Below are 24,367 nucleotides of genomic sequence, written 5' to 3' on the forward strand. Positions count from 1 at the left end.
AGTTGTTGGTTGTTAGTTTTTGCTAACGCCTGACAACTGATAACCAAAAACCTAATTCCTTTTAGGCAGTACCATATTTGTTATTTTACAAAGCGATATCAGCCTGTCCTGTTCATCAGTAATTTTTACTTCCCACAGGTGCAGGCTCCTGCCCTGATGCACAATTCGTGCCGTGGCAGTTACAACTCCCTCCTTTTTACTTCTCAAATGGTTTGCCGAAATTTCTATGCCGCGCACTTCCTGTAGCTTAGGATTAACAAACATTATAGATGCCGCGCTGCCAACACTTTCGGCAAGTGCCACGCTTGCCCCGCCATGCAATAATCCCATGGGCTGGTGCACTCTTGGATTTACGGGCATAGTGGCCTGCAAAAAGTCTTCTCCCGCATCCGTAAACACTATATCGAGCGTTTCCATCAGGGTATTTTTGCAGTAATCGTTGCACATTTTAAGTACTTTTTCTTTATCGAATGACATGAATGTTAGTTTTTGTAAAGGTAAGAAATAGTATTAAGATGGAAATATTAAGTATCAGGGCAGTCGTAATGGAAAGAGCAACAAACATTAAACATTAGACCGCAAAAAATAAACTAAAAACTCCAAACCCACGTTAACGTTTATATTGCTTTTAAACTTTATAAATTAATAGCTATTTTTACCAAAAATTGTTAACCGCCATGCGTCAACTGCTACTATTGCTTTTACTGGGTTTTGCCATTACTTTTACTTCATGCCGCGATGATTTTGAATTTGAGACCAGTACAGGCGGCCTCGAATTTTCGCGCGATACTGTATATCTGGATACTGTATTTACAAATATTGGCTCAAGCACCTATACCTTAAAAGTGTATAACCGCAGCAATAAGGATATTAAAATTCCGCGCATTGCTCTCGGTCAGGGCGAAAGCAGCAAATATCGTCTTATGGTAGACGGCATCCCCGGAAAAGTATTTAACGATATAGAGCTTTTAGCAAAAGACAGCATGTTCGTTTTTATAGAAACCACTATAGATTACAGCGAATATGCAAACGACGATACCAACTTTTTATATACAGATAATATACAGTTTAGCAGCTCTAACGGCATACAACAGGTAGAACTGGTAACCCTTGTTCAGGATGCCTATTTTTTATATCCGCAACGTAACGACGAAGGACTTTATGAAGCTGTACGTTTTGACAGCGGCAATAACCCCGATGAAGAAACCTATGTTTATGGTTTTTACTTAAACCATACCGACAATGATGATGAATATCATTGGAACAACACAAAGCCTTATGTCGTTTATGGCTATGCGACAGTACCCGAAGGAGAAACGTTAATAGTAGATCCCGGCGCAAGAGTACATTTCCACGCCGACTCTGGACTTATGGTGCGCCCCGGCGGAAAATTAGAGATCAACGGTTCACGATCTGCAACAACTGAATTAGAGAACGAAGTAATTTTTGAAGGCGACAGGCTTGAGCCCGGCTTTGCAGATGTTGCAGGGCAATGGACTGCAATACTCCTTATGTCGGCAGAAGAAAATACCATAAACCACCTTACCCTAAAAAATGCTAACATAGGTATTTATGCCATTGCTCCCATAGGAGATAACACCACTAGACCCCGATTAAACATCAGTAATTCGCAGATATACAATAATTCCAACTTTGGGCTTCTTGGTGTACACGCAAACATAACAGGAACAAATGTTGTTGCCAACAATGCCGGACAGGCAAGTGTAGCCTTTATACAAGGGGGCGACTATAATTTTAAACACTGTACTTTTGCCAATTACTTTAACAGCTACAATCAGGTTCCGGTGCTTATCAATAATTACAGAGACACCGAAGATACCCGTTATATGTCTGATGTTAATGCAACTTTTGAGAATTGTATATTATATGGGTCAGGCAATTTAGGGTTATCTATGGAAAAATTTGTACCGGAAACCAATCCTAACGCTACCACTTTCAAAGCTGTATTTAACCACTGCCTGATAAAACTGGTAGACCTTGGCAACCAGCTAAACAGCAATCCGCTATACCGCTATGCTACTAATACAATCGATAATGACACTTATTTTCCAGGCACTGTTGTTGGGAGAACCTCTAACAACAATCGCCCTGCCTTTGAAGATGCGCGCAACAATAAGCTAAATCTTATTACCAACGAAACGGCTAATGCAGATAACCCCGGCCCCGAGGGCAGTGCCGACCCTGCCGTAGCAGCTACTGTTCCGTTAGATATTAATGGAGTAAGCCGCAATACATCGGCACCCGATATTGGTGCTTATGAGAGCCAGCCTGCACCGACCGAATAATTTACATTTTTTTAAGGATTGTTTTTGCTAACTTTATGGTTAACAACAAAAAACAACCAATTATGAAAAATGTATTTGTAACCCTGTCGGCTCTTGCACTGTGTTTTGCATCGTGCAAAAAAGAAGTGACCGTTGAAACTATAACAACCGAAACCGACTCGACAACTATCGTTAAAAAGCCCGAGGTAAAAGAAGAACCTATGGACTCCGCAGCAATACAGGAAGCCTGGAAGGCCTATGCTACACCGGGCGTGCAGCACAAAATGCTGGCCGATGAAACCGGAACATGGAACGTTGAGATGACGTTTTGGATGGAAGCCAACGGGCAGCCTGAAAAATATACCTCTACTGCACAATCTAAAATGATACTCGACGGAAAGTATCAGGAAACCACCTACAGCGGCACCATGATGGGAATGCCTTTTGAAGGCAAAAGCACCGTAGCATTTAATAATAAGAGCGGTGAGTTTACCTCAACATGGATAGATAATATGGGCACAGGAATGATGATCGTAAAAGGGCATTATGACGATACCACAAAAGCCCTGAACATGAAAGGCGATATGGTTGACCCTATTACAGGAAAAAACATTACCGTTCGTGAAGTGTACACCATTGTAGATGCCAACACCCGAAAGCTTGAAACTTTTGACACTAAAGAAGGTCAGGAAGAATATAAAAGCATGGAAATTGTGATGAAGAGGAAGAAGTAAGGTTTTCCTCCACTTAGGCATACATTTATTTGATACTATTGAATCCGGCTAATTGCCGGATTTTTTATTGATGTTAATCAACAAATCTGCCTTATTCACGCAAGAGTGAAGCTGTTCCCCTCTCAAGAGGGGTTAGGGATGTGTTCAAGACAAACTATGAAAAGAAAAATAATTCCATACAATCCTGCCCTGACAGAATTAGCACGACAGCTTAGAAATAAAAGCACTCAGTCCGAAATAATGTTATGGCAAAAAATAAAGTGTAAACAGATGTATGGATATGACTTTCACAGACAGAAGCCTATAGATAACTATATCCTTGACTTTTTTTGTCATGAACTAATGATGGGAATTGAGGTAGACGGATATTCGCACGAGTTTTTAGAGGTATATAATAAAGACATCATAAAAGAAAAACGGATGAGTGAATTTGGAATTACTGTACTTCGATTCTCGGATTATCAGGTTATGAAAGACATGGAAAATGTTATTAGGGTAATTGAACAGTTCATTATCGATTTTGAAAGTCAGACACACCCCTAACCCCTCTTGAGAGGGGAACAGCTTCACTCATAACCTAAAAAATTAAGGTACTAAATTTGACAAATTTCTTTTCCTTTGAAGTCTTCTGACTAAGTTGACCAACACATCCTCTTTTATCTTCAAATGACCAAACAAACGAATTTTCAAATTAACAAATCATCAAATTTCCAAATTCACAATGTTGCCCAATTCCGTTTTTTAGATTAATTTTGCGCCTTAAACAACAACACACATAAAAATGATCCATTTCTTCGGAAACCAGACCAATACGGTTTTTGCAGTACAGTCGCAAAACCAGCTTTCGGCAGAGGATATTTCAAAACTAAACTGGCTTTTTGGCGACGCGCATAAAATAGAGAAATCCGTACTTACGGATTTTTTTGTTGGCCCACGCGCAACAATGATTACCCCATGGAGCACTAATGCCGTAGAAATTACCCAAAACATGGGTATTACAGGCATTATCCGCATCGAGGAGTTTTTTAAGGTTGAAGAAAGCTTTACAGGCTTCGACCCTATGCTTTCGCAAAAATATAATAGCCTTACACAGGACATTTACACCATAAACATACAGCCGGAGGCTATCCTTGAAATTGAGGATATTGCGGCTTACAACAAACAGGAAGGTCTTTCGCTTAGCGCGGAAGAAGTAGACTACCTTAACAACCTTTCAACTAAACTGGGCAGGAAACTAACCGACAGCGAAGTGTTTGGCTTCTCTCAGGTAAACAGCGAGCACTGCCGCCACAAGATATTCAACGGTACGTTTGTAATTGATGGCGAAGAAAAACCATCGTCGCTTTTCAAACTGATCAAAAAAACATCGCAGGAAAATCCGGGCGATATTGTTTCGGCCTATAAAGACAACGTGGCGTTTATAAAAGGCCCACGCGTACAGCAATTTGCACCTAAAACTGCCGACAAACCCGATTTTTATGAGGTTAAGGAGTTTGATTCGGTTATCTCCATAAAAGCCGAAACACACAATTTCCCTACCACAGTGGAGCCTTTTAATGGTGCGGCTACAGGTGCCGGCGGCGAAATTCGCGACAGGCTGGCCGGTGGTCAGGGCTCGTTGCCACTTGCAGGTACAGCTGTGTACATGACGGCTTACTCAAGGCTGGAAGAAGGCAGGACATGGGAAAACGGTATGGACGAGCGCAAATGGCTGTACCAAACCCCAATGGACATCCTTATAAAAGCATCTAACGGTGCGTCCGACTTTGGTAATAAATTCGGGCAACCGCTAATTACAGGTTCGGTTTTAACATTTGAACATCAGGAAGAAGCACGCAAACTGGGCTTTGATAAAGTTATCATGCTTGCAGGTGGTATTGGCTACGGTAAAGAAAGCCAGGCTGCCAAACAAAAACCGCAAACAGGCGACAAAATAGTGATACTGGGTGGCGAAAACTACCGCATTGGTATGGGTGGCGCGGCAGTATCGAGTGCCGATACGGGTGCATTTGCATCGGGTATTGAACTTAATGCCGTGCAGCGTTCTAACCCGGAAATGCAAAAACGTGCTGCCAATGCCGTGCGCGGACTGGTTGAAGCTGATATTAACCCAATTGTTTCTATTCACGACCACGGTGCAGGCGGACACTTAAACTGCCTTAGCGAACTTGTAGAGGAAACAGGTGGTAAAATAGACCTTGACAAACTGCCTGTGGGTGACCCTACCCTATCGGCCAAAGAAATTATAGGCAACGAAAGCCAGGAACGTATGGGCTTGGTTATTGGCCAAAAAGATATTGACACATTGCAGCGTATTGCCGACCGTGAACGTTCGCCAATGTATGCCGTGGGCGATGTAACAGGCGACCACCGCTTTACGTTTGAAAGTGCTACTACAGGTGCGAAGCCTATGGATTTTGCACTGGAAGATATGTTTGGCTCATCGCCAAAAACCATAATGGAAGACAAAACCGTTGCTGCTAATTACAGTGAGGTTACTTATATTCAAGAAAAAATATACGAATACCTTGACCAGGTGCTGCAACTTGAAGCTGTGGCCAGTAAAGACTGGTTAACCAATAAGGTAGACCGTTGTGTGGGCGGGCGTGTTGCCAAGCAGCAAACCGCTGGGCCACTACAATTGCCACTTAACAACGTGGGGGTTATGGCGCTCGATTTTGCAGGTAAAGAAGGTATAGCTACCACCATAGGCCATTCGCCTGTTTCGGCGTTGGTAGATCCTGTGGCGGGCAGCCGCAACTCTATTGGCGAAGCATTAAGCAATATTGTTTTTGCACCGCTAAAAGACGGTTTGGCAAGCGTATCGCTTTCGGCTAACTGGATGTGGGCGTGTAAAAACGAAGGCGAAGATGCCCGTTTGTATGAGGCTGTACAGGGCTGTAGCGACTTTGCTATAGAGTTGGGCATCAACATACCAACCGGTAAGGACTCGCTTTCTATGAAACAAAAATATCCTGACGGCGATGTTATTGCCCCGGGTACTGTTATTATATCGGCGGCAGGAAACTGCAGCGACATCCGTAAGGTTGTAGAGCCTGTGCTGAAACGCAATGGCGGCAACATTTACTACATTAACCTTAGTGGTGATGCCTTTAAACTGGGTGGATCATCGTTCGCACAGGTGCTGAACAAAGTGGGCAATGAAGTGCCAACCATTAAAAATGCCGCCAATTTTAAAACGGCATTCAACACCATTCAGGACTTAATTAAAGACGGCAAAATTGCAGCAGGCCACGACATAGGCAGCGGCGGTTTAATTACTACCCTGCTTGAAATGAGCTTTGCCGAAGTAAACCTTGGTGCAGAATATGACCTTACAGCACTGAACGAAGCCGATACTATTAAAGCCCTTTTTGCAGAAAACATTGCGCTTGTAATTCAGGCCGATGCAGCTGTTGAAGAAATGTTTACTAAAAACAATGTTGCATTTACGCTGATAGGACAGCCAAAAGAAGGCGGTAAAGTTACCGTTAAAAATGGCGATGTTAACTACAGCTTTGATATTACCGAAACCCGCGATACGTGGTTTAAAACATCATACCTGTTAGACCAAAAACAAAGTGGTGTTCAGAAAGCCAAAGAGCGCTATGTAAACTACAAAACACAACCGTTGGTTTATAATTTCCCAAGCCAGTTTGATGGTAAAATCCTCACCCCCAACCCCTCTCCAAAGGAGAGGGGGGCACGCCCAAAAGCAGCTATCATCCGAGAGAAAGGCAGCAACAGCGAGCGCGAAATGGCAAACGCTATGTACCTTGCAGGTTTTGATGTAAAAGACGTACACATGACCGACCTTATTTCGGGTCGCGAGACACTTGAAGACATACAGTTTATAGGTGCTGTGGGAGGTTTTTCTAACAGCGACGTACTGGGTTCGGCTAAAGGCTGGGCAGGTGCTTTCTTATACAACGAAAAAGCCAAAACTGCGTTGGAGAATTTCTTTAAGCGCGAAGACACGCTATCGGTTGGTATTTGTAACGGTTGCCAGCTATTCATTGAGCTTGGCCTTATAAACCCTGACCATGAGGTAAAACCACGCATGCTGCACAACGACAGTAAAAAACACGAGAGTGGGTTTACATCGGTTACAGTGCAGGAAAACACTTCGGTAATGCTAAGCACACTTGCTGGCAGCACGCTTGGTGTTTGGATTAGCCACGGCGAGGGGAAATTCAGCCTGCCGTATGAAGAAGATAAATACAACGTAGTGGCTAAATATGCCTACAACGGATACCCGGCAAACCCTAACGGCAGCCACTTTGATATTGCCATGATGAGCAGTAACGACGGCCGCCACCTGGTTATGATGCCTCACATAGAGCGCTCTATGTTCCAATGGAACTGGGCCTACTACCCTGAAGGCCGTAACGACGAGGTTACTCCGTGGCACGAAGCGTTTGTAAATGCACGTAAGTGGATTGAGAAGAGATAGACTTTTAGACGTAAGATAATAGATGACAGACGCCTCCAGGAATGGGGGCGTTTTTTTGGTATTTTCGTTTTATATTATTAATTTTGTCTGAATATCATACTATAATTTGGGCAAGAAGAACAGAAAAACCAGAACAAGAGAACATATTATTGCCGATTTAAGTTCAAATTATGTAGAGAAGATTGCCTTAAGATTAGGATTTTCTTATGAGGTAATTGCGAAAGACTATGGTATAGACAGTATAATTTATACGTATGATATATATGGCGGAATTGAGAACGGGAGTATTTATGTACAACTGAAGGCAACAGACAATTTAAACGTTAATGCTACAGGAGAATTCATATCGTTTACAGTTGAAGCAGCGGACTTAGATTACTGGAGTAACGAATATGACCCTGTAATATTGATAATTTATGATGCAAAAAATGATGATGCCTATTGGTATCACATTCAGGAAAACTTTGAGGCCAAAGAATATTTTAAAGGACAAACCGTAAGAATTCCGGTTGAAAATATTTTTAACGAAAAAGCGTTATTACAATTAGCAATTATTAAAAACACAAAATATATCTAAAATGAAAAAAACAGTAACTGTAAGTAAGGTAATACCTATTTTAGATAAATATGGTTATAAATACATGAAAACAACCGGCAATCATAATGTTTACAAAAACGATGATGTTGATTCGCAAATAGTGATACCCAGTACTGACAGGATTATTTCGCAAAGTACCCTGGCCTCGATAAAAAGGCACATTGTTTCTAACGGTGTAGCATCTAACGAAACCTTTGAAAGAGATTTGGATTTAGCAATGTAATCTCAATAAATAATATAACAGACGCCTCCAGGAATGGGGGCGTTTTTTTTGCTAAAATAAATGCCACAATTATTATATTTGGGAATAAACATATTCTTTATACGATGAAAAAAACATTTCTCATATTACTTATTCTGCTTTCGTTTATTTCTAAGTCACAAAGTCTCGATACAATTCAACAATTCAACTATAAAAAACATTTTGAACTTATTGTCAAAGAATCCAAAAAAAGAGGAAGTAATTATTTATATGAAACACAACTGCAAAAATACAACAACAACGAATCACAAACTAATCTTGAAGTATTAGCTCTTCTGATAGGCTTTACTGAAAGCAAAAATTATGACCCTTATGCCGATATTTTTTTGGACAAGACTATTTATGACCTAAATGAAGAAAAAAAGTTTGATGAGGCCATTGCTCAGGGAAAAGCTATACTTGCACAAAAACCGTTTATAATTCCAATATTGCGCGAAATGGCTTACGCTTATTCACAAAAGGGGGAAAATGAAAAAGCTGAGCAATATATGATAAGAACAGGAAAAATATATAACGCAATGTTTTATAGCTCCAAATCAACAGGTATTAATATTAATGAAGCTATGTTTGCGCTTGGACCCAAAGATGGACAATACTTTATTAAATATTTCATAGAAGCACCTCTTGGAGACATGGGATCAGGATCGGACGAAAATGGCTACTTTATTGACATACTTAGCACTACATTTAAGAACAAAGAAGCTATATTTAATTTTAATATAGATCATGCGATGAAAAAAATGAGAGAAAAGATGAAGAAAAAATAAATACTTACATGTGCGCAAGTTAAAACCTCTCAACCTCAAATAGCATGACCTTACAAAACTGATTATCATCTCCGTGTATGCAAACTATTTTTAAAACACTTATATTTATTATAAGTTTGTTTGTACCTGCTTTTTTAATATTTTCGGGAATCATCTTGCACTGGTATATTTTCGGGGAAGGTTCAGGTTCTGCTACTGCCGGAGAAAAATATGAAAATGTTTATATCTGCACATACATCCTTCTATGCCTTTTACACTGTTGGTTTATTTTTAGAGTATTTATCAAAAACAATATTTGGTTAAGAACTGTAATATTATTAATTATAAGTCTAATATATATTATCACTCCCTATCAACAGTAGTATACTACATATTCAAAATAAAGTTAAGAGTATAAACTTTTACCCAAAACCTAAGACCCAAAACTCTCTAACAAAAAACAATATCATTTACAATGCTTAACGTAAATTTTTATTTGCATCTCAAAAAATAAGTTTATATTTGCACCCTCATTCGGGTCAACCTCTGGCGAAAATCGTGTATATGTTGCTCTGATATAAACATTTAAAATAAAAAATCATGTCTGATTTAATTAAATTCGTACAAGACGAGTTTGTTGCTAAAAAAGATTTTCCTGAATTTAATGCAGGTGATACACTAACTGTGTATTATGAAATTAAAGAGGGTGAAAAAACAAGGACACAGTTCTTTAAGGGTGTAGTTATCCAAAAAAGAGGTGCCGGTATTACACAAACATTTACTATCCGTAAAATGAGCGGTGCTGTAGGTGTAGAGCGTATATTTCCTTTAAACATGCCTGCACTTCAAAAAATTGAAGTTAATCAGCGTGGTAAAGTTAGAAGAGCACGTATATTTTACTTTAGAGACCTTACAGGTAAAAAAGCTAAGATCAAAGAGAAAAGAAGAGGCTAATCTTCGTTTCAAATTATACAGGATCCCTATCGGCAACGATAGGGATTTTTTTATTTTAAGCAGTTACGAATCTAACGGCTAATTCTAGTACTAAAGCATTCTTCCTAACATCCATGCTTCCGATTTTTTTTTAAGATCAAAAAACTATAAATCAAATAATTACAACTAAAGATAAATATTTTTTCATTTATTACTCTACAAAATAAGTAGACTAATAAAATTATTACTACATTTGCTGCATCAATATGCAAGTTTATGACCCTTCCATCTAAATACATTACCAACTGCTGCTGCACGAAACCTATATCGTGTTGCATTTGTGCGTAAAATATATACCTACCAATATACTCAAGCCCTTTGCAACTATGTAAAAGGGCTTTTTATTTTACTCACTTCTTAGCTAAACATGAATTCTACACACTCTCATTTTGAAATACCACACCTTATTATTTTGATAAGGTTTGAATATAGCATTATTCAGGATTACCATTCAGACTGTTGTAGGTCAACCTATTAAAAATCCGCCAAAATACGGGCATGCAATTAGCATAATCAATTTCAACATATCATCATTATCAATATTAACAATGAGCACACAAGCCATACAACAAAATCCTTTTCAATCGATGCTGGACAGGTATAACACCGCAGCCGATATATTAAACTTAGAACCATCTTTAAGACATAAACTACAGCAACCGGAAAAACAGGTACTGATAAACTTCTCAGTAAGGCTGGATAACGGCGAAGAAAAAAACTTTGACGGCTACCGCATTATACACTCCACAACGCTGGGACCATCTAAAGGTGGCATTCGTTATGACACCGCTGTAAACCTTGAAGAAGTTAAAGCCTTAGCAGCCTGGATGACATGGAAATCGGCCGTTACCGGCATACCGTTTGGTGGTGCAAAGGGCGGCATAGTAGTAGACCCAAAACAGCACTCTAAAGCCGAACTGGAACGCATTACACGTGCCTACACCAAAGCCCTTGCAGATATTTTCGGCCCAGATAAAGACGTACCCGCCCCCGATATGGGCACAGGCCCCGATGAAATGGGCTGGCTTATGGATGAGTTTTCTTTATTGCACGGCAAAACCATTCATGCTGTGGTAACAGGCAAGCACCTTAATGCGGGCGGGTCTTTGGGCCGCACCGAAGCTACAGGCCGCGGCGTTAGCATTATAACACTATTGGCTTTGCAAAAATTAGGTTTATACACCGGGCATTCTACGGTAGCTGTACAGGGATTTGGAAATGTAGGCCTTCACACTGCGTTATTTTTACATGAAGCCGGACTTAAAATTGTTGCTGTTAGCGATATAAACACGGCATTGTATAATCCGGCAGGTATTAACATACCGGAGCTGATTTTATATTACAACCTTAACAACAAATCTATTACAGGATACCCTAAAACACAATCTATTGAACACGACGAATTGTTGCTGCTTCCTGTAAATGTTCTGATACCTGCTGCAAAAGAAGATGTAATTACTGCTGCAAATGCGCCATTTATAAAAGCCAACCTTATTGTTGAGGGGGCTAACGGTCCGGTTAGCAGTGATGCTGATGCTATTTTAAAAGATAAGAACATTACCGTTGTGCCCGACATTGTAGCCAATGCAGGCGGTGTAACCGTATCTTACTTTGAGTGGCTTCAAAACTCACTCAATGAATCGTGGGCAATTGAACAGGTAAACTACAGGCTTAACGATATACTCGAGCAAAGTTTTAATGAGGTTTACAATACAGCCGCACAATATAATGCAACCCTACGCATTGCTGCCTATATACTTGCAGTTAAAAAGGTTGCACAAACCTATATGATCAATAGGTCTTTGAATAATTCTGTCAGTTTTAAACAAAATTAAAAGGCAAAATCGGGGCTGATACTATAAAATATAATTATTTTTTAATTACACGTTAGCAAAATTAGCCTCTTAAATTGCATTAATACAATTTTATACACTTATTTAAAGCTCTAAATCAAATAATAAGGCACAAAAATTGCAGGTAAGTTAAATATGAAGTACGAGGATAAAAAAGTTAATTTATTTAACATAAACAAACTTTATAAAACCGTAAATTTATAATTAATTAATCCCCTAATAAAAGGAAATGAAAAATCTAAATCCCTTTTTTACTATCGGAACCGTTGGCATGATCGTAATTTCGCTACTGCATATAGCTTTTGCCCTGATTTTAAGCCTGCCAGTACATACTGTATTTTTTGCACTATATCCTGTATTTGCTGCATTTATGGCTTTAGGGTTTGTACAGATTAAAAACAATCAAAAGAAGCTTATACCAATAAGAGTTAAAAAGTAAGCTATATAAATTTAGAAAAATCACGAGCCGGATGCATCAGCATCCGGCTTTTTTACATAAAAAAGCAGCCCTTTTCAGGACTGCTCAACAAAAACAAATAGTACAGTGATTAAAACTCAACCCTGCTGTTTAGTGTATGCTGTGTTATATTAGCAGCATTTAGTGTATAGTTAAACACTGCCCGGTTGCCAATAGCAAAAAGTGTGTTCCCATCAATAATAACATCATGGCATTCTGCCTGTATCGATGTGGCAAGAACCGGCTCGGCAGCATTGCTAATATCGAAAATCTTAATAACGTCATCGCACACTATAAGGTAGTTGCCATACAAACCAAGCCCCTTAGGACTCACAAGGTTACGGGCGTGTATCATTTGGGGAGCCTGTGGGTTGGCAATATTATATATCTGCAACTGATTTATATTGTTGCCGCAGCGTGTGTTAGAGTGCAGCGTTACAAAAGCATGTGTATTGTTGGCAACTACAGGATCGCAGGCAGTAAAATGCTGAGCCGATGACATGTATTCTGGATTTTCAGGATGTTCTAACGAATAGATATACATACCGTTGCGCGACCCTACATACAGGTAATTACCATCAGCAAAGAGGGTTTCGATACGGAAACCCACGTACATATCGTTTATTTTTACAGGGCCGTTGGCATTAAGCAACGAAAATACCGTAAGGTTAGCATCATCAACAGCATACAGATAGTCGCCTTTCAACACAAAAATCGCGGTAGATCCTCCTGTCCCATCGCCCGAAGTAGCTGCATTGCTATCGCTATCAGATGAACATCCTGTCAGAAACAATAATGTAAGACAAAATAAGGTGTAAAGTTTTTTCATAGTCTATTTTAATACCCAGTCGGTTATAATATCATTCTCATTAACATTTATATACGAATCGTCGGGCGACATCTTTTGTGGAAAAACATTGCGGTTACGTCCTGTAACAGCAATTGCATTATTACTGTAATTAAGCGTAACCAGATCGGTAGCCTGATTAATATAAAGGCTTGTACCGCGAACGGCAACATCTGTAGCTCCGGGAACTTTTATAAATGCTAAAGGCACGGGACTTTGCTGGTTTTGATAATTGTACACATGAAAACCTTTGTTAATTTCGGTTACAAACAGCAAGCCATCTTTAATATAGATCTTACCCGGACGACCCACCGCCTGTGGAGACTGTAACTCTACAGAACGCTCCAAAGCCTCACGCTTCATAACAATAGCGCGGTATTGCGACCCGGAAAAATCATCATCAGTGCCCCAGCATCCTGCCAGCAAAAGCAGCACTGAAACAATAACTGTTATCTTAAAATACTTCATTATGCGATTGGTTTTTAGCAAAGATGCAGTAAATGTTAAAAGGTTGCGTAGATTTAAAAATTAGTAATATTTACATAATATTAAGCTATCTAACTGAGAAATAATAAACAATGCCCGCATAATATTTTATATATTTACAATAACAAACACATACAGCTATGAGTTATTCTGATAAAATGCTGCGCGATGGCGCGTTAAAAGATAAAGTTATTGTAGTAACCGGTGGAGGCAGTGGCCTGGGCAAGGCCATGACTAAATATTTTATGGAACTTGGTGCCAAAGTTGCCATCACATCTCGCGATCTTGAAAAACTGCAGGCTACAGCTAAAGAACTGGAGCAGCAAACCGGAGGTGAATGTCTTGCTGTGCAATGTGATGTTCGTCATTACGATCAGGTTGAAGCCATGCTAAAACAGGTCCTGGAAACATATGGCAAAGCCGATGTTTTACTGAACAACGCTGCCGGAAACTTTATATCGCCCACAGAGCGTTTATCGGCAAATGCATTCGATACAGTTATAGACATTGTACTAAAAGGCTCTAAAAACTGTACTCTTGCATTTGGCAAGCATTGGATAGACAGCAAACAGCCCTCATCTGTAATACTTAATATTGTTACTACTTATGCCTGGACAGGATCGGCATACGTAGTGCCAAGTGCCACTGCAAAAGCCGGTGTATTAGCCATGACCCGCAGCCTTGCCGTAGAATGGGCAAAATATGGCATTCGCAGTAACGCCATTGCTCCCGGACCCTTCCCTACCAAAGGTGCATGGGACAGATTACTGCCGGGCGATCTAAAAGAAAAATTTGACCTTGCGCAAAAAGTCCCTTTAAAGCGTGTAGGCGACCATCAGGAGCTGGCTAATATTGCTGCCTATTTAGTATCTGACTTTTCAGCTTATGTAAATGGCGAAGTTATTACTATAGATGGTGGCGAATGGCTTAAAGGCGCAGGGCAGTTTAATATTTTAGAGGCCATACCCGAGGAAATGTGGGATATGCTCGAAGAAATGATAAAAGCGAAGAAGAGTAAATAGTTTCAGTCGTAGTCTCAGTTTACAGTCACAGTTTACAGTCACAGTTTACAATCTGATCGGTATCTTAATACATACTACAACTGAAAACTGTGACTGAGACTGTAAACTGCGACTGCAACTTATAACAAAGACAGACTCTCATTACAAACCTGCACTAATTTTCATCATAAATTAACATGTTTTATTTAGAATTGGTTTAAATTAATTTTTATATTTGCGCAGAAATTTATTCTTAATAAATCTAAATAACAACATGAAAAGAATTTTACTATCTGCAGGTATGCTTTGTGCTTCGCTTATTGCAAGTGCACAATGTGAGCCTCAGACAACACTTAACGAAGATTTTTCTGACTTTACAGTCAGCACAAGCTGGGCCGGTGGCGAAAACTGCTGGAACAAAATAGCTCTTGGTTACCCTAACGGTGGTATGGTATATACTGCACAGGAAGGTGCGCCTGCTAACAAATTTATGACTTTTTATGCATCAACTGCTGTAAATGTATATTCATACCTTATTGGCCCTGAAGTATCTACTTTCGACGGAGAGCATCAACTTTCTTTCTCTACATGGAAAGTAGCCCGTAACGGTTCTACTCCTGCTGGTATAGTTACTATACAGGTAGGAACAATTACAAATGTGGCAGACGGCACTACGTTTGTACCATTTGGAGATGCTTTTACAGTATCAACTGAAGGCGTACAAACTTTTAGTGAAATAATAATACCACAGGTAGCTGCAGGAAGCCATATTGCTTTCAGACTATCTGCAGATACTCAACACAATGCACTTGCTATAGACGATGTTGTTTGGGAAGAAGTTCCTGCTCCTGCATGTGAGGCTGTTGCAACTATTGATGAAGATTTTACAGGGTTCTCTACAGGTGCTTTCCCTCAAAATTGCTGGACTACAAGCCACGCTTACCCAATGACATCAATCGATGCAGATGCTGAAGGCAGTGAAGAAAAATCAGTAACAGTTTACAGTTTCTTTAGCCCTAACACTCCTATTTATGTAGTTTCTCCTGAAGTTTCTACAATGGATGGCAACCATGAGCTATCTTTTTCAGTAATCAGGCAGGCTCCGGTTATGCCGGGCAGCTCTATAAGCGTACAGGTAGGTACATTAAGTATAGTTGATGACTACACTACTTTTGTTCCATTTGGTAATCCAATAGCAGTTGAATCTACTACCGAAGCTATACAGATTGACGACTGGGTTCTTCCTGAATCAACTACACAAAAATATATTACTTTCCAGGTAACAGCTACTGCTCAACATACTGCAATTGCTTTAGACAACGTAGTTTGGGAAGAAGTTCCTGCTCCTGCATGTGCTCCTGTTGCAACTATAGATGAAGATTTTACCAACTTCGCAGATGGTGCTTTTCCTCAAAACTGCTGGACATCAAGCCATCAGGCTCCTATGACATCTATTGATGCCGAAGCAGAAGGAAGCGAAGAAAAATATGTAACTGTTTATAGCTTCTTTAGCGCTAACACTCCTATTTATGTAGTTTCTCCTGAAGTTTCTACAATGGATGGCAACCATGAGCTATCTTTTTCAGTAATCAGGCAGGCACCGATTATGCCGGGCAGCTCTATAAGCGTACAGGTAGGTACATTAAGTATAGTTGATGACTACACTACTTTTGTTCCATTTGGTAATCCAATAGCAGTTGAATCTACTACCGAAGCTATACAGATTAACGACTGGGTTCTTCCTGAATCAACTACACAAAAATATATTGCTTTCCAGGTAACAGCTACTGCTCAACATACTGCAATTGCTTTAGACAACGTTTCTTGGCAATCTGCAACAACTGACAGAGATGCGTTTAAAACTAATACTTTCCGTATCTTCCCTAACCCAACTACAGATAAAAACGTAACCCTTGCTTACAACAACATCAACAATGGACGTGTAAGTGTGTACACTGTTACAGGTGCTAAAGTTTTTGAAACTGCTGTAAGCGGCAATACACAAAACATCAGCCTGTCTTCTTTGTCTGCAGGTATGTATGTAGTTAAGTTAGAGTCTGGCAATTTCTCTGCCACTCAAAAACTTATCATCAAATAAAACCAACCTCTTTTTTTATACTAAGCCGCACAATGTGCGGCTTTTTTATTTGGCATTGTTAACAATTTCCGTTTTTAGGTACCATAAATAATTGTATTTTTACCGTTCCAAAATTTCAAACAACAATGGGTAAAATAATTGCTATTGCCAACCAAAAGGGCGGCGTGGGAAAAACAACAACTACGGTTAACCTGGCAGCATCGCTGGGTGTTCTTGAAAAGAAAGTACTGCTCATTGATGCCGACCCGCAGGCTAACGCAAGTAGTGGCCTGGGCATTGATGTAGAATCTGTTGAAATAGGCACTTACCAAATACTGGAACATAGCTATACCCCTAAAGAAGCTACTTTAGAATGTACGGCTCCAAACGTTTGGGTAATACCTGCACACATAGACCTTGTGGCTATCGAAATAGAACTTGTAGATAAGGAAAACAGGGAATATATGCTTAAACAGGCACTGGAAAGTGTTAAAGACGAGTATGATTATATACTAATAGACTGTGCCCCGTCGTTAGGATTGCTAACGCTTAATGCGCTTACAGCTGCAGACAGCGTTGTTATACCGATACAGTGCGAATATTTTGCACTGGAAGGTTTGGGCAAGCTGTTAAACACCATAAAAAGCGTACAAAAGATACACAACCCTGATCTTGATATAGAAGGGCTGCTGTTAACAATGTATGACTCACGTCTTCGCCTGTCTAACCAGGTAGTCGAAGAAGTGCAGAAACACTTTAACGATATGGTATTTAACACCGTGATACAGCGTAATATTAAGCTTAGCGAAGCCCCGAGCTATGGTGAAAGCATTATTAACTATGACGCTACCAGCAAAGGAGCTACAAACTACCTGCAGCTGGCTGAAGAGATTATAAAGAAAAACAGTAAAGTAGGTTTATGAAAGCCATGAAAAAGCAGGCCCTTGGAAGGGGATTATCGGCATTATTAAAAGACCCTGAAAACGACATCAAATCGGTAGAGGATAAGAATGCCGACAAAGTTGTGGGTAATATCATAGAGCTTGAGTTAGATGCCATTGAGATAAACCCTTTTCAGCCAAGGACAAATTTTAACGAAGAATCGCTGCGCGAACTCAGCACCTCTATTAAAGAGCTTGGTGTTATACAGCCCATTACTGTACGTAAAATGGACTATAACAAATACCAGCTTATTAGTGGTGAGCGCAGGTTGCGTGCCTCTAAGCTTGCGGGTTTAACCCATATTCCTGCATATATTAGAATTGCCAACGATAACGACTCGCTGGTAATGGCACTTGTAGAGAACATACAACGCCACGACCTTGACCCTATAGAGATCGCACTTTCTTACCAAAGGCTTATGGACGAAATACAGCTTACACAGGAGCAAATGAGCGACCGCGTGGGCAAAAAACGTTCTACAATAGCCAATTACCTTCGTTTGCTTAAACTTGACCCGGTTATACAGACCGGCATTCGCGATGGCTTTATCAGTATGGGTCACGGCCGCGCCATCATCAACATAGAAGATCTTGATGCACAGGCTGATATTTACCACAAAATAGTAAGCGAAAATCTATCGGTTCGTGAAACCGAAGCTTTGGTTAAAAGCTACCATGAAGGAACTCCTGCCCCTGCCCTGCCTGAAAACAAGACCGGAGCAGCAGCTTCTTTTGAAGTACCTAACGACGAGCGTTTGCTAATGACCAGTTTTTTTGGAGCAAAAGTAGATGTAAAGGTAGATGCCAAAGGAAAAGGGAAAATTACGATACCTTTCAGGTCGGAAGAAGATTTTAACAGGATACTAAAACTTATAAAAGGTTAGTGAAAAACATATTTTTCATACTCATAGCAGCCTTATTTTTTTCTTTCCCCGCCTTTGCACAAGACGAGGAACTTAAAGTTGAGCTTACAAAACAGGACTCGCTGCTGCTAAAACCTTATACTATAGACCCGCTTGCGCCCGCCAAGGCCGCGTTTTTTTCGGGGCTCGTGCCCGGGCTTGGACAAATATATAACAAGCGCTACTGGAAAGCTCCAATAGCATGGGGTGGTATGGGGCTTAGTATTTACTACTACACCTGGAACAGCAAACAATACAATGTTTACAGGGATGCTTATAAAGACCTGCTTGCCGGCCGGCCGGTTACCGGAGAACTTTCTGAACTTAACGGAGACAGGCTTATAAGGGGGCAGCGTTTTTACAGGCGTAACCGTGATCTTTCTATGTTTATTACCATAGGCATATACATTTTAAATATTGTAGATGCCAATGTAGATGCCCACCTTAAACAGTTTAATGTAAACGAAAACCTTACTTTTAATCCTGCTGTAATACAAAGTCCTACAGACAACAGGGTTAATATGGGTTTTACACTTAATTACCAATTTTAAACCACATCATGAAAATTGCATTGTTAGGCTACGGCAAAATGGGCAAAGTAATAGAAAATATAGCTTTGCAGAGAGGCCACGAAATAGTTTTGAAAAAAACCGGAACCGATAGTTTTGACGGCCTTGAAAATGCCGATGTTGCTATAGACTTCAGTATTCCTGATGCTGCTGTAGGTAATATATCTGCCTGTTTAAACACTAATATTCCGGTGGTTAGCGGCACAACCGGATGGCTGGAACGCTACCATGAAATGGCTCAGCTTTGCGAAGAAAAAAACGGTGCCTTTATTTATGGTTCTAACTTTAGCCTTGGCGTAAACATTTTCTTTGAACTGAATACTTACTTAGCCAAAATGATGGCTAACCTTAAAGAATACAAGGTTAGTATGGAAGAAGTGCACCACACCCAAAAGCTTGATGCACCAAGCGGTACAGCCATTACACTTGCAAAAGACATTATAAACCACAGCGACTATTCGGGTTGGGCAATTGGCAACGCTAAAGAAGATGAAATTTTTATAGATGCCAAACGCATAGAAGGCGTGCCCGGCACACACACCGTTACCTACAACAGTGTGGTAGATGCCATAGAAATTAAACACACTGCCCACAACCGTGAAGGTTTTGCCCTTGGTGCCGTTATCGCTGCCGAGTGGCTTGCCGGCAAACAGGGCATCTATAGCATGAAAGATGTACTGGGGCTGTAACATTTTGATATAAAGCAATACATATAAATAAAAATTTATAGAAGATGACATTATTACAATGGTTTATATTTTTCCTGGCAGTACAGGTAATACATTTTTTAGGTACTTGGAAACTGTATCAAAAAGCAGGCAGGAAACCTTGGGAAGCCGCAGTGCCGGTTTATAATGCGGTAGTTTTAATGAAAATTATCCGCCGTTCTCCTTGGTGGACAATACTGCTGTTCGTGCCTATTGTAAACCTCATCATGTTCCCTGTAGTATGGGTAGAAACGCTAAGAAGCTTTGGTAAAAACACGACTACAGATACCGTTCTTGGTGTTGTAACCCTTGGCTTTTACATTTACTACATTAACTATACACAGGAACTAAACTATTTGCCGGAAAGAGATCTTAAACCAAAAAGCAAATCAGGAGATACAGTAAGCTCATTACTGTTTGCCGTTGTAGTGGCAACTATTGTTCACACTTATGTAATTCAGCCTTTTACTATACCAACCGCATCGTTAGAAAAAACATTGTTAATAGGCGACTTCCTTTTCGTTAGCAAAATACATTATGGTGCACGTACACCTATTACTACCATTGGTGCACCTATGGTACATGACTCTATTCCGGTTGTTAATGTAAAATCTTACAGCAACTGGCCTCAACTGCCTTATTTCAGATTGCCGGGCTTTGAAAAAGTAAAGAAAAATGACATTGTGGTTTTTAACTGGCCTACCGATACGCTGGTTGACTGGACCAACCCGAACAGCGGATTGGTTAAAAAACCAATAGATAAAAAGATGAACTACGTAAAACGTTGCGTAGGCATAGCAGGCGATAAAATTGAGGTTAAGAACGGGATTGTTTTTGTAAATGGCCAAGAGCTAAAACTGTCTGATAGGGCTAGGGTTCAATACAACTACACCGTAACTAAAAACGGCGAGGTCTCTGCCGCAGAACTTGAAAAGCTGGGCATTACAGATCTTACAAAATCATATACTCTTGCTCCGGGTTTTACAAACGACCAATTACAGGCCATACGTTATTATGTTAAAGGCTACAAACAGCTAAACGACGGCTCGCTATATATCATTACCGACCTTAACGGCATCCCTCTAAACCTTTTAACAGAGCAACAGATAAAACTTACCGAAGGCGGAGGCAACTCTTTTGTAGCTAACCTGACTTTTGAAAAAGCCGATAAGCTTAAAAAAATGGCTGGTATAGCTTCTGTAGAAAGAGTCATATCTGAACCGGGCAATGGTGGCAATGTTTTTCCTGGTAACCAGCCTAACTGGTCTCAGGATAATATGGGACCTATAAGCATTCCTAAAGAAGGAGAAACGGTACAATTGACCAAAGAAAACCTGCCTTTCTATAAGCTTATTATTGGCGATTATGAGCGTAACGACCTTAAAGTTGCAGGTAATGATATTATTATTAACGGTAAAACAGCCACATCATACACCTTTAAACAAAACTATTACTGGATGATGGGTGACAACCGCCATAACTCTTTAGACAGCCGTTATTTTGGTTTTGTTCCGGAGGATCACATTGTGGGCAAACCTGTACTGATATGGATGAGCATTGACCAAAATGAGAAATGGAGCAACATCTCTAAAAAGATACGTTGGGACAGAATGTTTACAACCGTAGGAGGTGATGGCGAACCTGTATCTTATTTTAAATATTTTGTTGGATTGCTAATTGCTTATTTTGTATTCGATTATTTCCGCAAGAAGAAAGCAGTTAAGGCATAATAGTTTTTTTTTAGACACGAATTCCACAAATTTTCACAAATATGATTCATGAAAATTTGTGAAATTTGTGTCTTCTTTTTTTAATTCAAACAAAATTTTCAAATTACCGAATTCTCAAATTACCAAATCAACGAATGAATATCCTCATACATCCTACCTACTTTCCGTCTGTAAGTCATTTTGTAGCCATAGTGCAGGCAGATGGTATTACGTTTGAAGTGGAAGACAACTTCCAAAAGCAAACCAATCGTAACCGCATGTATATTTACAGTCCTAACGGAATGCAATTGCTAAACATACCTGTAAAGCACAACGAAGATAATCAAAGGCAGTTGTTTAAGGATGTAAAAATAGAACCAGCTTTTGACTGGCAAAAACAGCACTTTAAATCGCTTGAGGCAGCCTACAGATCATCTCCGTTTTTTGAGTATTTTGAAGATGATATACGTCCTTTATTTGAAAAAAAACACACCTATATGATGGACCTCAACTTTGAAGCTATAGAGATCGTAGCTTCATGTTTGGGATTAGACCTAACCTATAATAAGACTATAGAATATTTTAGAGAACCTAAAGACATGACCGATTTACGTACTCTTGCCAATGGAAAAAAAGACAGTTTAGAGTTCGATGCCTATACCCAGGTTTTTGGCGATAAACACGGCTATTTAAACAACCTTAGCATACTCGACCTTTTATTTAATGAAGGCCGCTATGCACTTGACTATCTTAAAAAACAAAAGCTGTAATTTATTCTTCTTCCTTTGGTTCAAAGCACAAGCGTGTCATGATAGGAAAATGATCGGAGTTTACAAAACTTGAAAAAGTAGCGTATTCTTTTACTTCCAAAGTTTTATCAGTAAACACATAATCTATACGTGCCGGGTAGTATTTAAAATTGTAAGACTTTCCAAAGCCCTTTCCTGCCTCTTCAAAAGCATCATTCATGTTGCCCTTAACGCTTCTGTATACATAAGAAAATGCACTGTTATTTAAGTCTCCGCAAATTATCATAGGATAAGGGCATTCATTTTTATGTTTCTCTACCAGTTCGGCCTGGAGTTGCTGTTTAGTAAACGCGGCACTGATACGGTTAAAAATAACCTTAGATTTTTCTTCGTCAATACTTTCATGTATATCAGGGCTTATCTTTATTGACTGCAAGTGCATGCTGTACACACGTAGGGTATCCTTACCTTTTTTAATATCGGCATATACCGCATTATTAGCCGAACCCGGAAACTGTATATCTCCCTTGCCTATTATAGGGAAACGCGAATAGATTGCCTGACCCGTTTGGCCTTCCATACTAAAAATATATTTGTATTTATACCCTTTTATTGAAGCATTCCCAATTTTATTGTACTCCTGCAGGCACAATATATCGGGATCTTTTTCTTTAATAAATGCCGGAATAACAAAAGGTATATCCTGAGCGGGCAGCCATCCGTAAAGGTTAAACAACCTGACGTTGTAGCTCATGAGCGTAAAATCGTCTTTATCTTCGGGAGCATTGGTGCCTGTAAAACGATAAAACTTACTTATAAAGGTTATGCCCAACAAAAGTATTAAGCCACTTAGCAGCATTTGCTTTTTAGCCTGTATGAGCCAATACAAAAAACATACAAAATTAAGTACCAGCATTAATGGCAATACCAACGTAAATACTGAAAGCAAAGGGAAAAGTTTGGGTGCCATGAACGGCAAAATATAGGCTATAGCCGTAAGCACGGTTAGCACTATATTAAGGAAAAACATTATTCTATTAAACCACGAAAGATTTTTCATTAAGCCGTTTTACTTAACCAAAGCTAACTAATTCTTACCAACTTTAAACAAAAAATCTTTCTCATCTTTGGTAAGGCTTTCGTAGCCCGAACGGCTAATTTTATCTAAAATATCGTCTATTTGTTGCTGAGTCATATTTTTAGACCTCATACCTGCAGCTTTAGGAGTGGGTGGTGCCGTATTGCGGTACACCTTTGTAAAAGGTTGCTTTTTTTTAGGTTTGAACAAATTACCAAAAAAATCTAACGTTCGGGATACACCAATGGTAAGGTCTGTACCATTTTGAAGGAGTTTTATGTAAACAAAACCAAATGCAGCACCTGCAAGATGGGCAATATGCCCCCCGCTGTTCTCTACTGAAGCATTGATAAGGTCGAGCACAACAAACACAATAGCTACGTGCCAAATCTTTACTGTGCCTATAAGTAAAAGGCGAACATTGTAATAAGGCGCATAAATAGCCGCAGCGATAAGTATGGCCATAATCGCAGCCGAAGCCCCAACCATACCTGTAATTTGGCCTGCAAGCATGGGTAAAAAAGCATAGCCTGCTATATACACTAATCCTGCAAAAATGGCCGAAAGCACATATATCCCAAACAGTTGTTTTTGTGTAAAAAATGTAAGAAATACCCTCGCTGCAAAAACAAGCATGAGCATATTAAAAAGTATGTGTAAAAAACCTTTGTGCAAAAAAGCGTAGCCGAGCAACGACCATGGTTTCCAAAGCAGATCGGCAGGGTTTGAAGACAGGCTGAAAAAATCTCCGTTGTAAAAATTGGAGGTCCAGTCTACTGCCGAAACATCAACTCCCGAAAGCTTTAAGATACTGAATATAATGAGAGGAATGGCAAACAGGCCAACATTCCAAAAAATGAGGCGCTGGGTAATGCCTCCCATTTTATATTCGAGTTTAAGGTCGTTTATAATGCTCATAA

General features: G+C 39.8%; 23 protein-coding genes. 18 read left to right on the plus strand and 5 right to left on the minus strand.

Annotated features, from left to right (window positions below):
- Positions 1 to 51 precede the first annotated feature (51 nt).
- Positions 52 to 477: a PaaI family thioesterase gene (locus GR160_RS17165; protein WP_160751126.1), complete on the minus strand. Its 426-nt coding sequence runs from the start codon at positions 475 to 477 to the stop codon at positions 52 to 54.
- A gap of 200 nt (positions 478 to 677) precedes the next feature.
- Between GR160_RS17165 and GR160_RS17170 the strand changes: the two genes are divergently transcribed.
- The 10 genes from GR160_RS17170 (at position 678) to GR160_RS17215 (ending at position 12,363) form a co-directional block, all read left to right on the plus strand.
- Positions 678 to 2,306 carry a hypothetical protein gene (locus GR160_RS17170; RefSeq protein WP_160751127.1) on the plus strand — a complete coding sequence of 543 codons (1,629 nt, stop codon included), beginning with the start codon at positions 678 to 680 and terminating at the stop codon, positions 2,304 to 2,306.
- A gap of 62 nt (positions 2,307 to 2,368) precedes the next feature.
- Positions 2,369 to 3,019 carry a DUF1579 domain-containing protein gene (locus GR160_RS17175; protein WP_160751128.1) on the plus strand — a complete coding sequence of 217 codons (651 nt, stop codon included), beginning with the start codon at positions 2,369 to 2,371 and terminating at the stop codon, positions 3,017 to 3,019.
- Between the two features lie 156 nt (positions 3,020 to 3,175).
- Positions 3,176 to 3,562: an endonuclease domain-containing protein gene (locus GR160_RS17180; RefSeq protein ID WP_160751162.1), complete on the plus strand. Its 387-nt coding sequence runs from the start codon at positions 3,176 to 3,178 to the stop codon at positions 3,560 to 3,562.
- Between the two features lie 238 nt (positions 3,563 to 3,800).
- Positions 3,801 to 7,472 carry a phosphoribosylformylglycinamidine synthase gene (purL, locus tag GR160_RS17185; protein WP_160751129.1) on the plus strand — a complete coding sequence of 1,224 codons (3,672 nt, stop codon included), beginning with the start codon at positions 3,801 to 3,803 and terminating at the stop codon, positions 7,470 to 7,472.
- A gap of 106 nt (positions 7,473 to 7,578) precedes the next feature.
- On the plus strand, positions 7,579 to 8,049 hold the full coding sequence (locus tag GR160_RS17190; protein ID WP_160751130.1) for a DUF4365 domain-containing protein: 471 nt from the start codon (positions 7,579 to 7,581) through the stop codon (positions 8,047 to 8,049).
- A 1-nt stretch (position 8,050) separates the two neighbouring features.
- Positions 8,051 to 8,293, plus strand: coding sequence for a type II toxin-antitoxin system HicA family toxin (locus GR160_RS17195; RefSeq protein ID WP_160751131.1), 243 nt, complete (start codon positions 8,051 to 8,053; stop codon positions 8,291 to 8,293).
- A 104-nt stretch (positions 8,294 to 8,397) separates the two neighbouring features.
- Complete coding sequence (locus tag GR160_RS17200; protein WP_160751132.1) at positions 8,398 to 9,099, plus strand: DUF4919 domain-containing protein; 702 nt, start codon at positions 8,398 to 8,400, stop codon at positions 9,097 to 9,099.
- Between the two features lie 579 nt (positions 9,100 to 9,678).
- Positions 9,679 to 10,032 (plus strand): 50S ribosomal protein L19, encoded by a 354-nt coding sequence (gene rplS, locus GR160_RS17205; RefSeq protein ID WP_160751133.1) that lies wholly within the window; start codon positions 9,679 to 9,681, stop codon positions 10,030 to 10,032.
- Between the two features lie 587 nt (positions 10,033 to 10,619).
- Positions 10,620 to 11,906, plus strand: coding sequence for a Glu/Leu/Phe/Val dehydrogenase (locus GR160_RS17210; RefSeq protein ID WP_202390810.1), 1,287 nt, complete (start codon positions 10,620 to 10,622; stop codon positions 11,904 to 11,906).
- A gap of 247 nt (positions 11,907 to 12,153) precedes the next feature.
- Positions 12,154 to 12,363, plus strand: coding sequence for a hypothetical protein (locus tag GR160_RS17215; RefSeq protein WP_160751134.1), 210 nt, complete (start codon positions 12,154 to 12,156; stop codon positions 12,361 to 12,363).
- 109 nt (positions 12,364 to 12,472) lie between these two features.
- Here GR160_RS17215 and GR160_RS17220 read toward each other — a convergent pair whose 3' ends face one another.
- Together GR160_RS17220 and GR160_RS17225 are read right to left on the minus strand one after the other, a co-directional pair.
- Positions 12,473 to 13,210, minus strand: coding sequence for a hypothetical protein (locus GR160_RS17220; protein WP_160751135.1), 738 nt, complete (start codon positions 13,208 to 13,210; stop codon positions 12,473 to 12,475).
- A gap of 3 nt (positions 13,211 to 13,213) precedes the next feature.
- Entirely contained in the window at positions 13,214 to 13,696 is a 483-nt protein-coding gene (locus tag GR160_RS17225) for a hypothetical protein (protein WP_160751136.1), read from the minus strand.
- 158 nt (positions 13,697 to 13,854) lie between these two features.
- Between GR160_RS17225 and GR160_RS17230 the strand changes: the two genes are divergently transcribed.
- The 8 genes from GR160_RS17230 to GR160_RS17265 all read left to right on the plus strand — a co-directional run bounded on the left by GR160_RS17230 (position 13,855) and on the right by GR160_RS17265 (position 22,390).
- Positions 13,855 to 14,736, plus strand: coding sequence for an SDR family oxidoreductase (locus GR160_RS17230; RefSeq protein WP_160751137.1), 882 nt, complete (start codon positions 13,855 to 13,857; stop codon positions 14,734 to 14,736).
- Between the two features lie 253 nt (positions 14,737 to 14,989).
- On the plus strand, positions 14,990 to 16,813 hold the full coding sequence (locus tag GR160_RS17235; RefSeq protein ID WP_160751138.1) for a T9SS type A sorting domain-containing protein: 1,824 nt from the start codon (positions 14,990 to 14,992) through the stop codon (positions 16,811 to 16,813).
- Between the two features lie 125 nt (positions 16,814 to 16,938).
- Positions 16,939 to 17,715, plus strand: a complete 777-nt coding sequence (locus GR160_RS17240; RefSeq protein ID WP_160751139.1) for a ParA family protein — start codon at positions 16,939 to 16,941, stop codon at positions 17,713 to 17,715.
- Positions 17,712 to 18,617, plus strand: coding sequence for a ParB/RepB/Spo0J family partition protein (locus GR160_RS17245; RefSeq protein ID WP_160751140.1), 906 nt, complete (start codon positions 17,712 to 17,714; stop codon positions 18,615 to 18,617). Before GR160_RS17240 ends, GR160_RS17245 begins: the two co-directional genes overlap by 4 nt.
- Positions 18,617 to 19,186 (plus strand): DUF5683 domain-containing protein, encoded by a 570-nt coding sequence (locus tag GR160_RS17250; RefSeq protein WP_160751141.1) that lies wholly within the window; start codon positions 18,617 to 18,619, stop codon positions 19,184 to 19,186. Before GR160_RS17245 ends, GR160_RS17250 begins: the two co-directional genes overlap by 1 nt.
- Positions 19,187 to 19,194: 8 nt before the next feature.
- Positions 19,195 to 19,893 (plus strand): 4-hydroxy-tetrahydrodipicolinate reductase, encoded by a 699-nt coding sequence (gene dapB, locus GR160_RS17255; protein ID WP_160751142.1) that lies wholly within the window; start codon positions 19,195 to 19,197, stop codon positions 19,891 to 19,893.
- Positions 19,894 to 19,937: 44 nt separating this feature from the next.
- Positions 19,938 to 21,641, plus strand: coding sequence for a signal peptidase I (gene lepB / locus GR160_RS17260; RefSeq protein ID WP_160751143.1), 1,704 nt, complete (start codon positions 19,938 to 19,940; stop codon positions 21,639 to 21,641).
- Positions 21,642 to 21,775: 134 nt separating this feature from the next.
- Positions 21,776 to 22,390, plus strand: coding sequence for a WbqC family protein (locus GR160_RS17265; RefSeq protein ID WP_160751144.1), 615 nt, complete (start codon positions 21,776 to 21,778; stop codon positions 22,388 to 22,390).
- 1 nt (position 22,391) lies between these two features.
- Here the strand turns inward: GR160_RS17265 and GR160_RS17270 are convergent, their stop codons facing one another.
- Positions 22,392 to 23,429 carry an endonuclease/exonuclease/phosphatase family protein gene (locus GR160_RS17270; protein WP_160751145.1) on the minus strand — a complete coding sequence of 346 codons (1,038 nt, stop codon included), beginning with the start codon at positions 23,427 to 23,429 and terminating at the stop codon, positions 22,392 to 22,394.
- 27 nt (positions 23,430 to 23,456) lie between these two features.
- A complete protein-coding gene (locus GR160_RS17275) occupies positions 23,457 to 24,365 on the minus strand; it encodes a rhomboid family intramembrane serine protease (RefSeq protein WP_160751146.1) in 909 nt (302 codons plus the stop codon).
- Positions 24,366 to 24,367 lie beyond the last annotated feature (2 nt).

The sequence above is a fragment of the Flavobacterium sp. Sd200 genome, from assembly GCF_009826935.1.
Lineage (GTDB): Bacteria > Bacteroidota > Bacteroidia > Flavobacteriales > Flavobacteriaceae > Flavobacterium.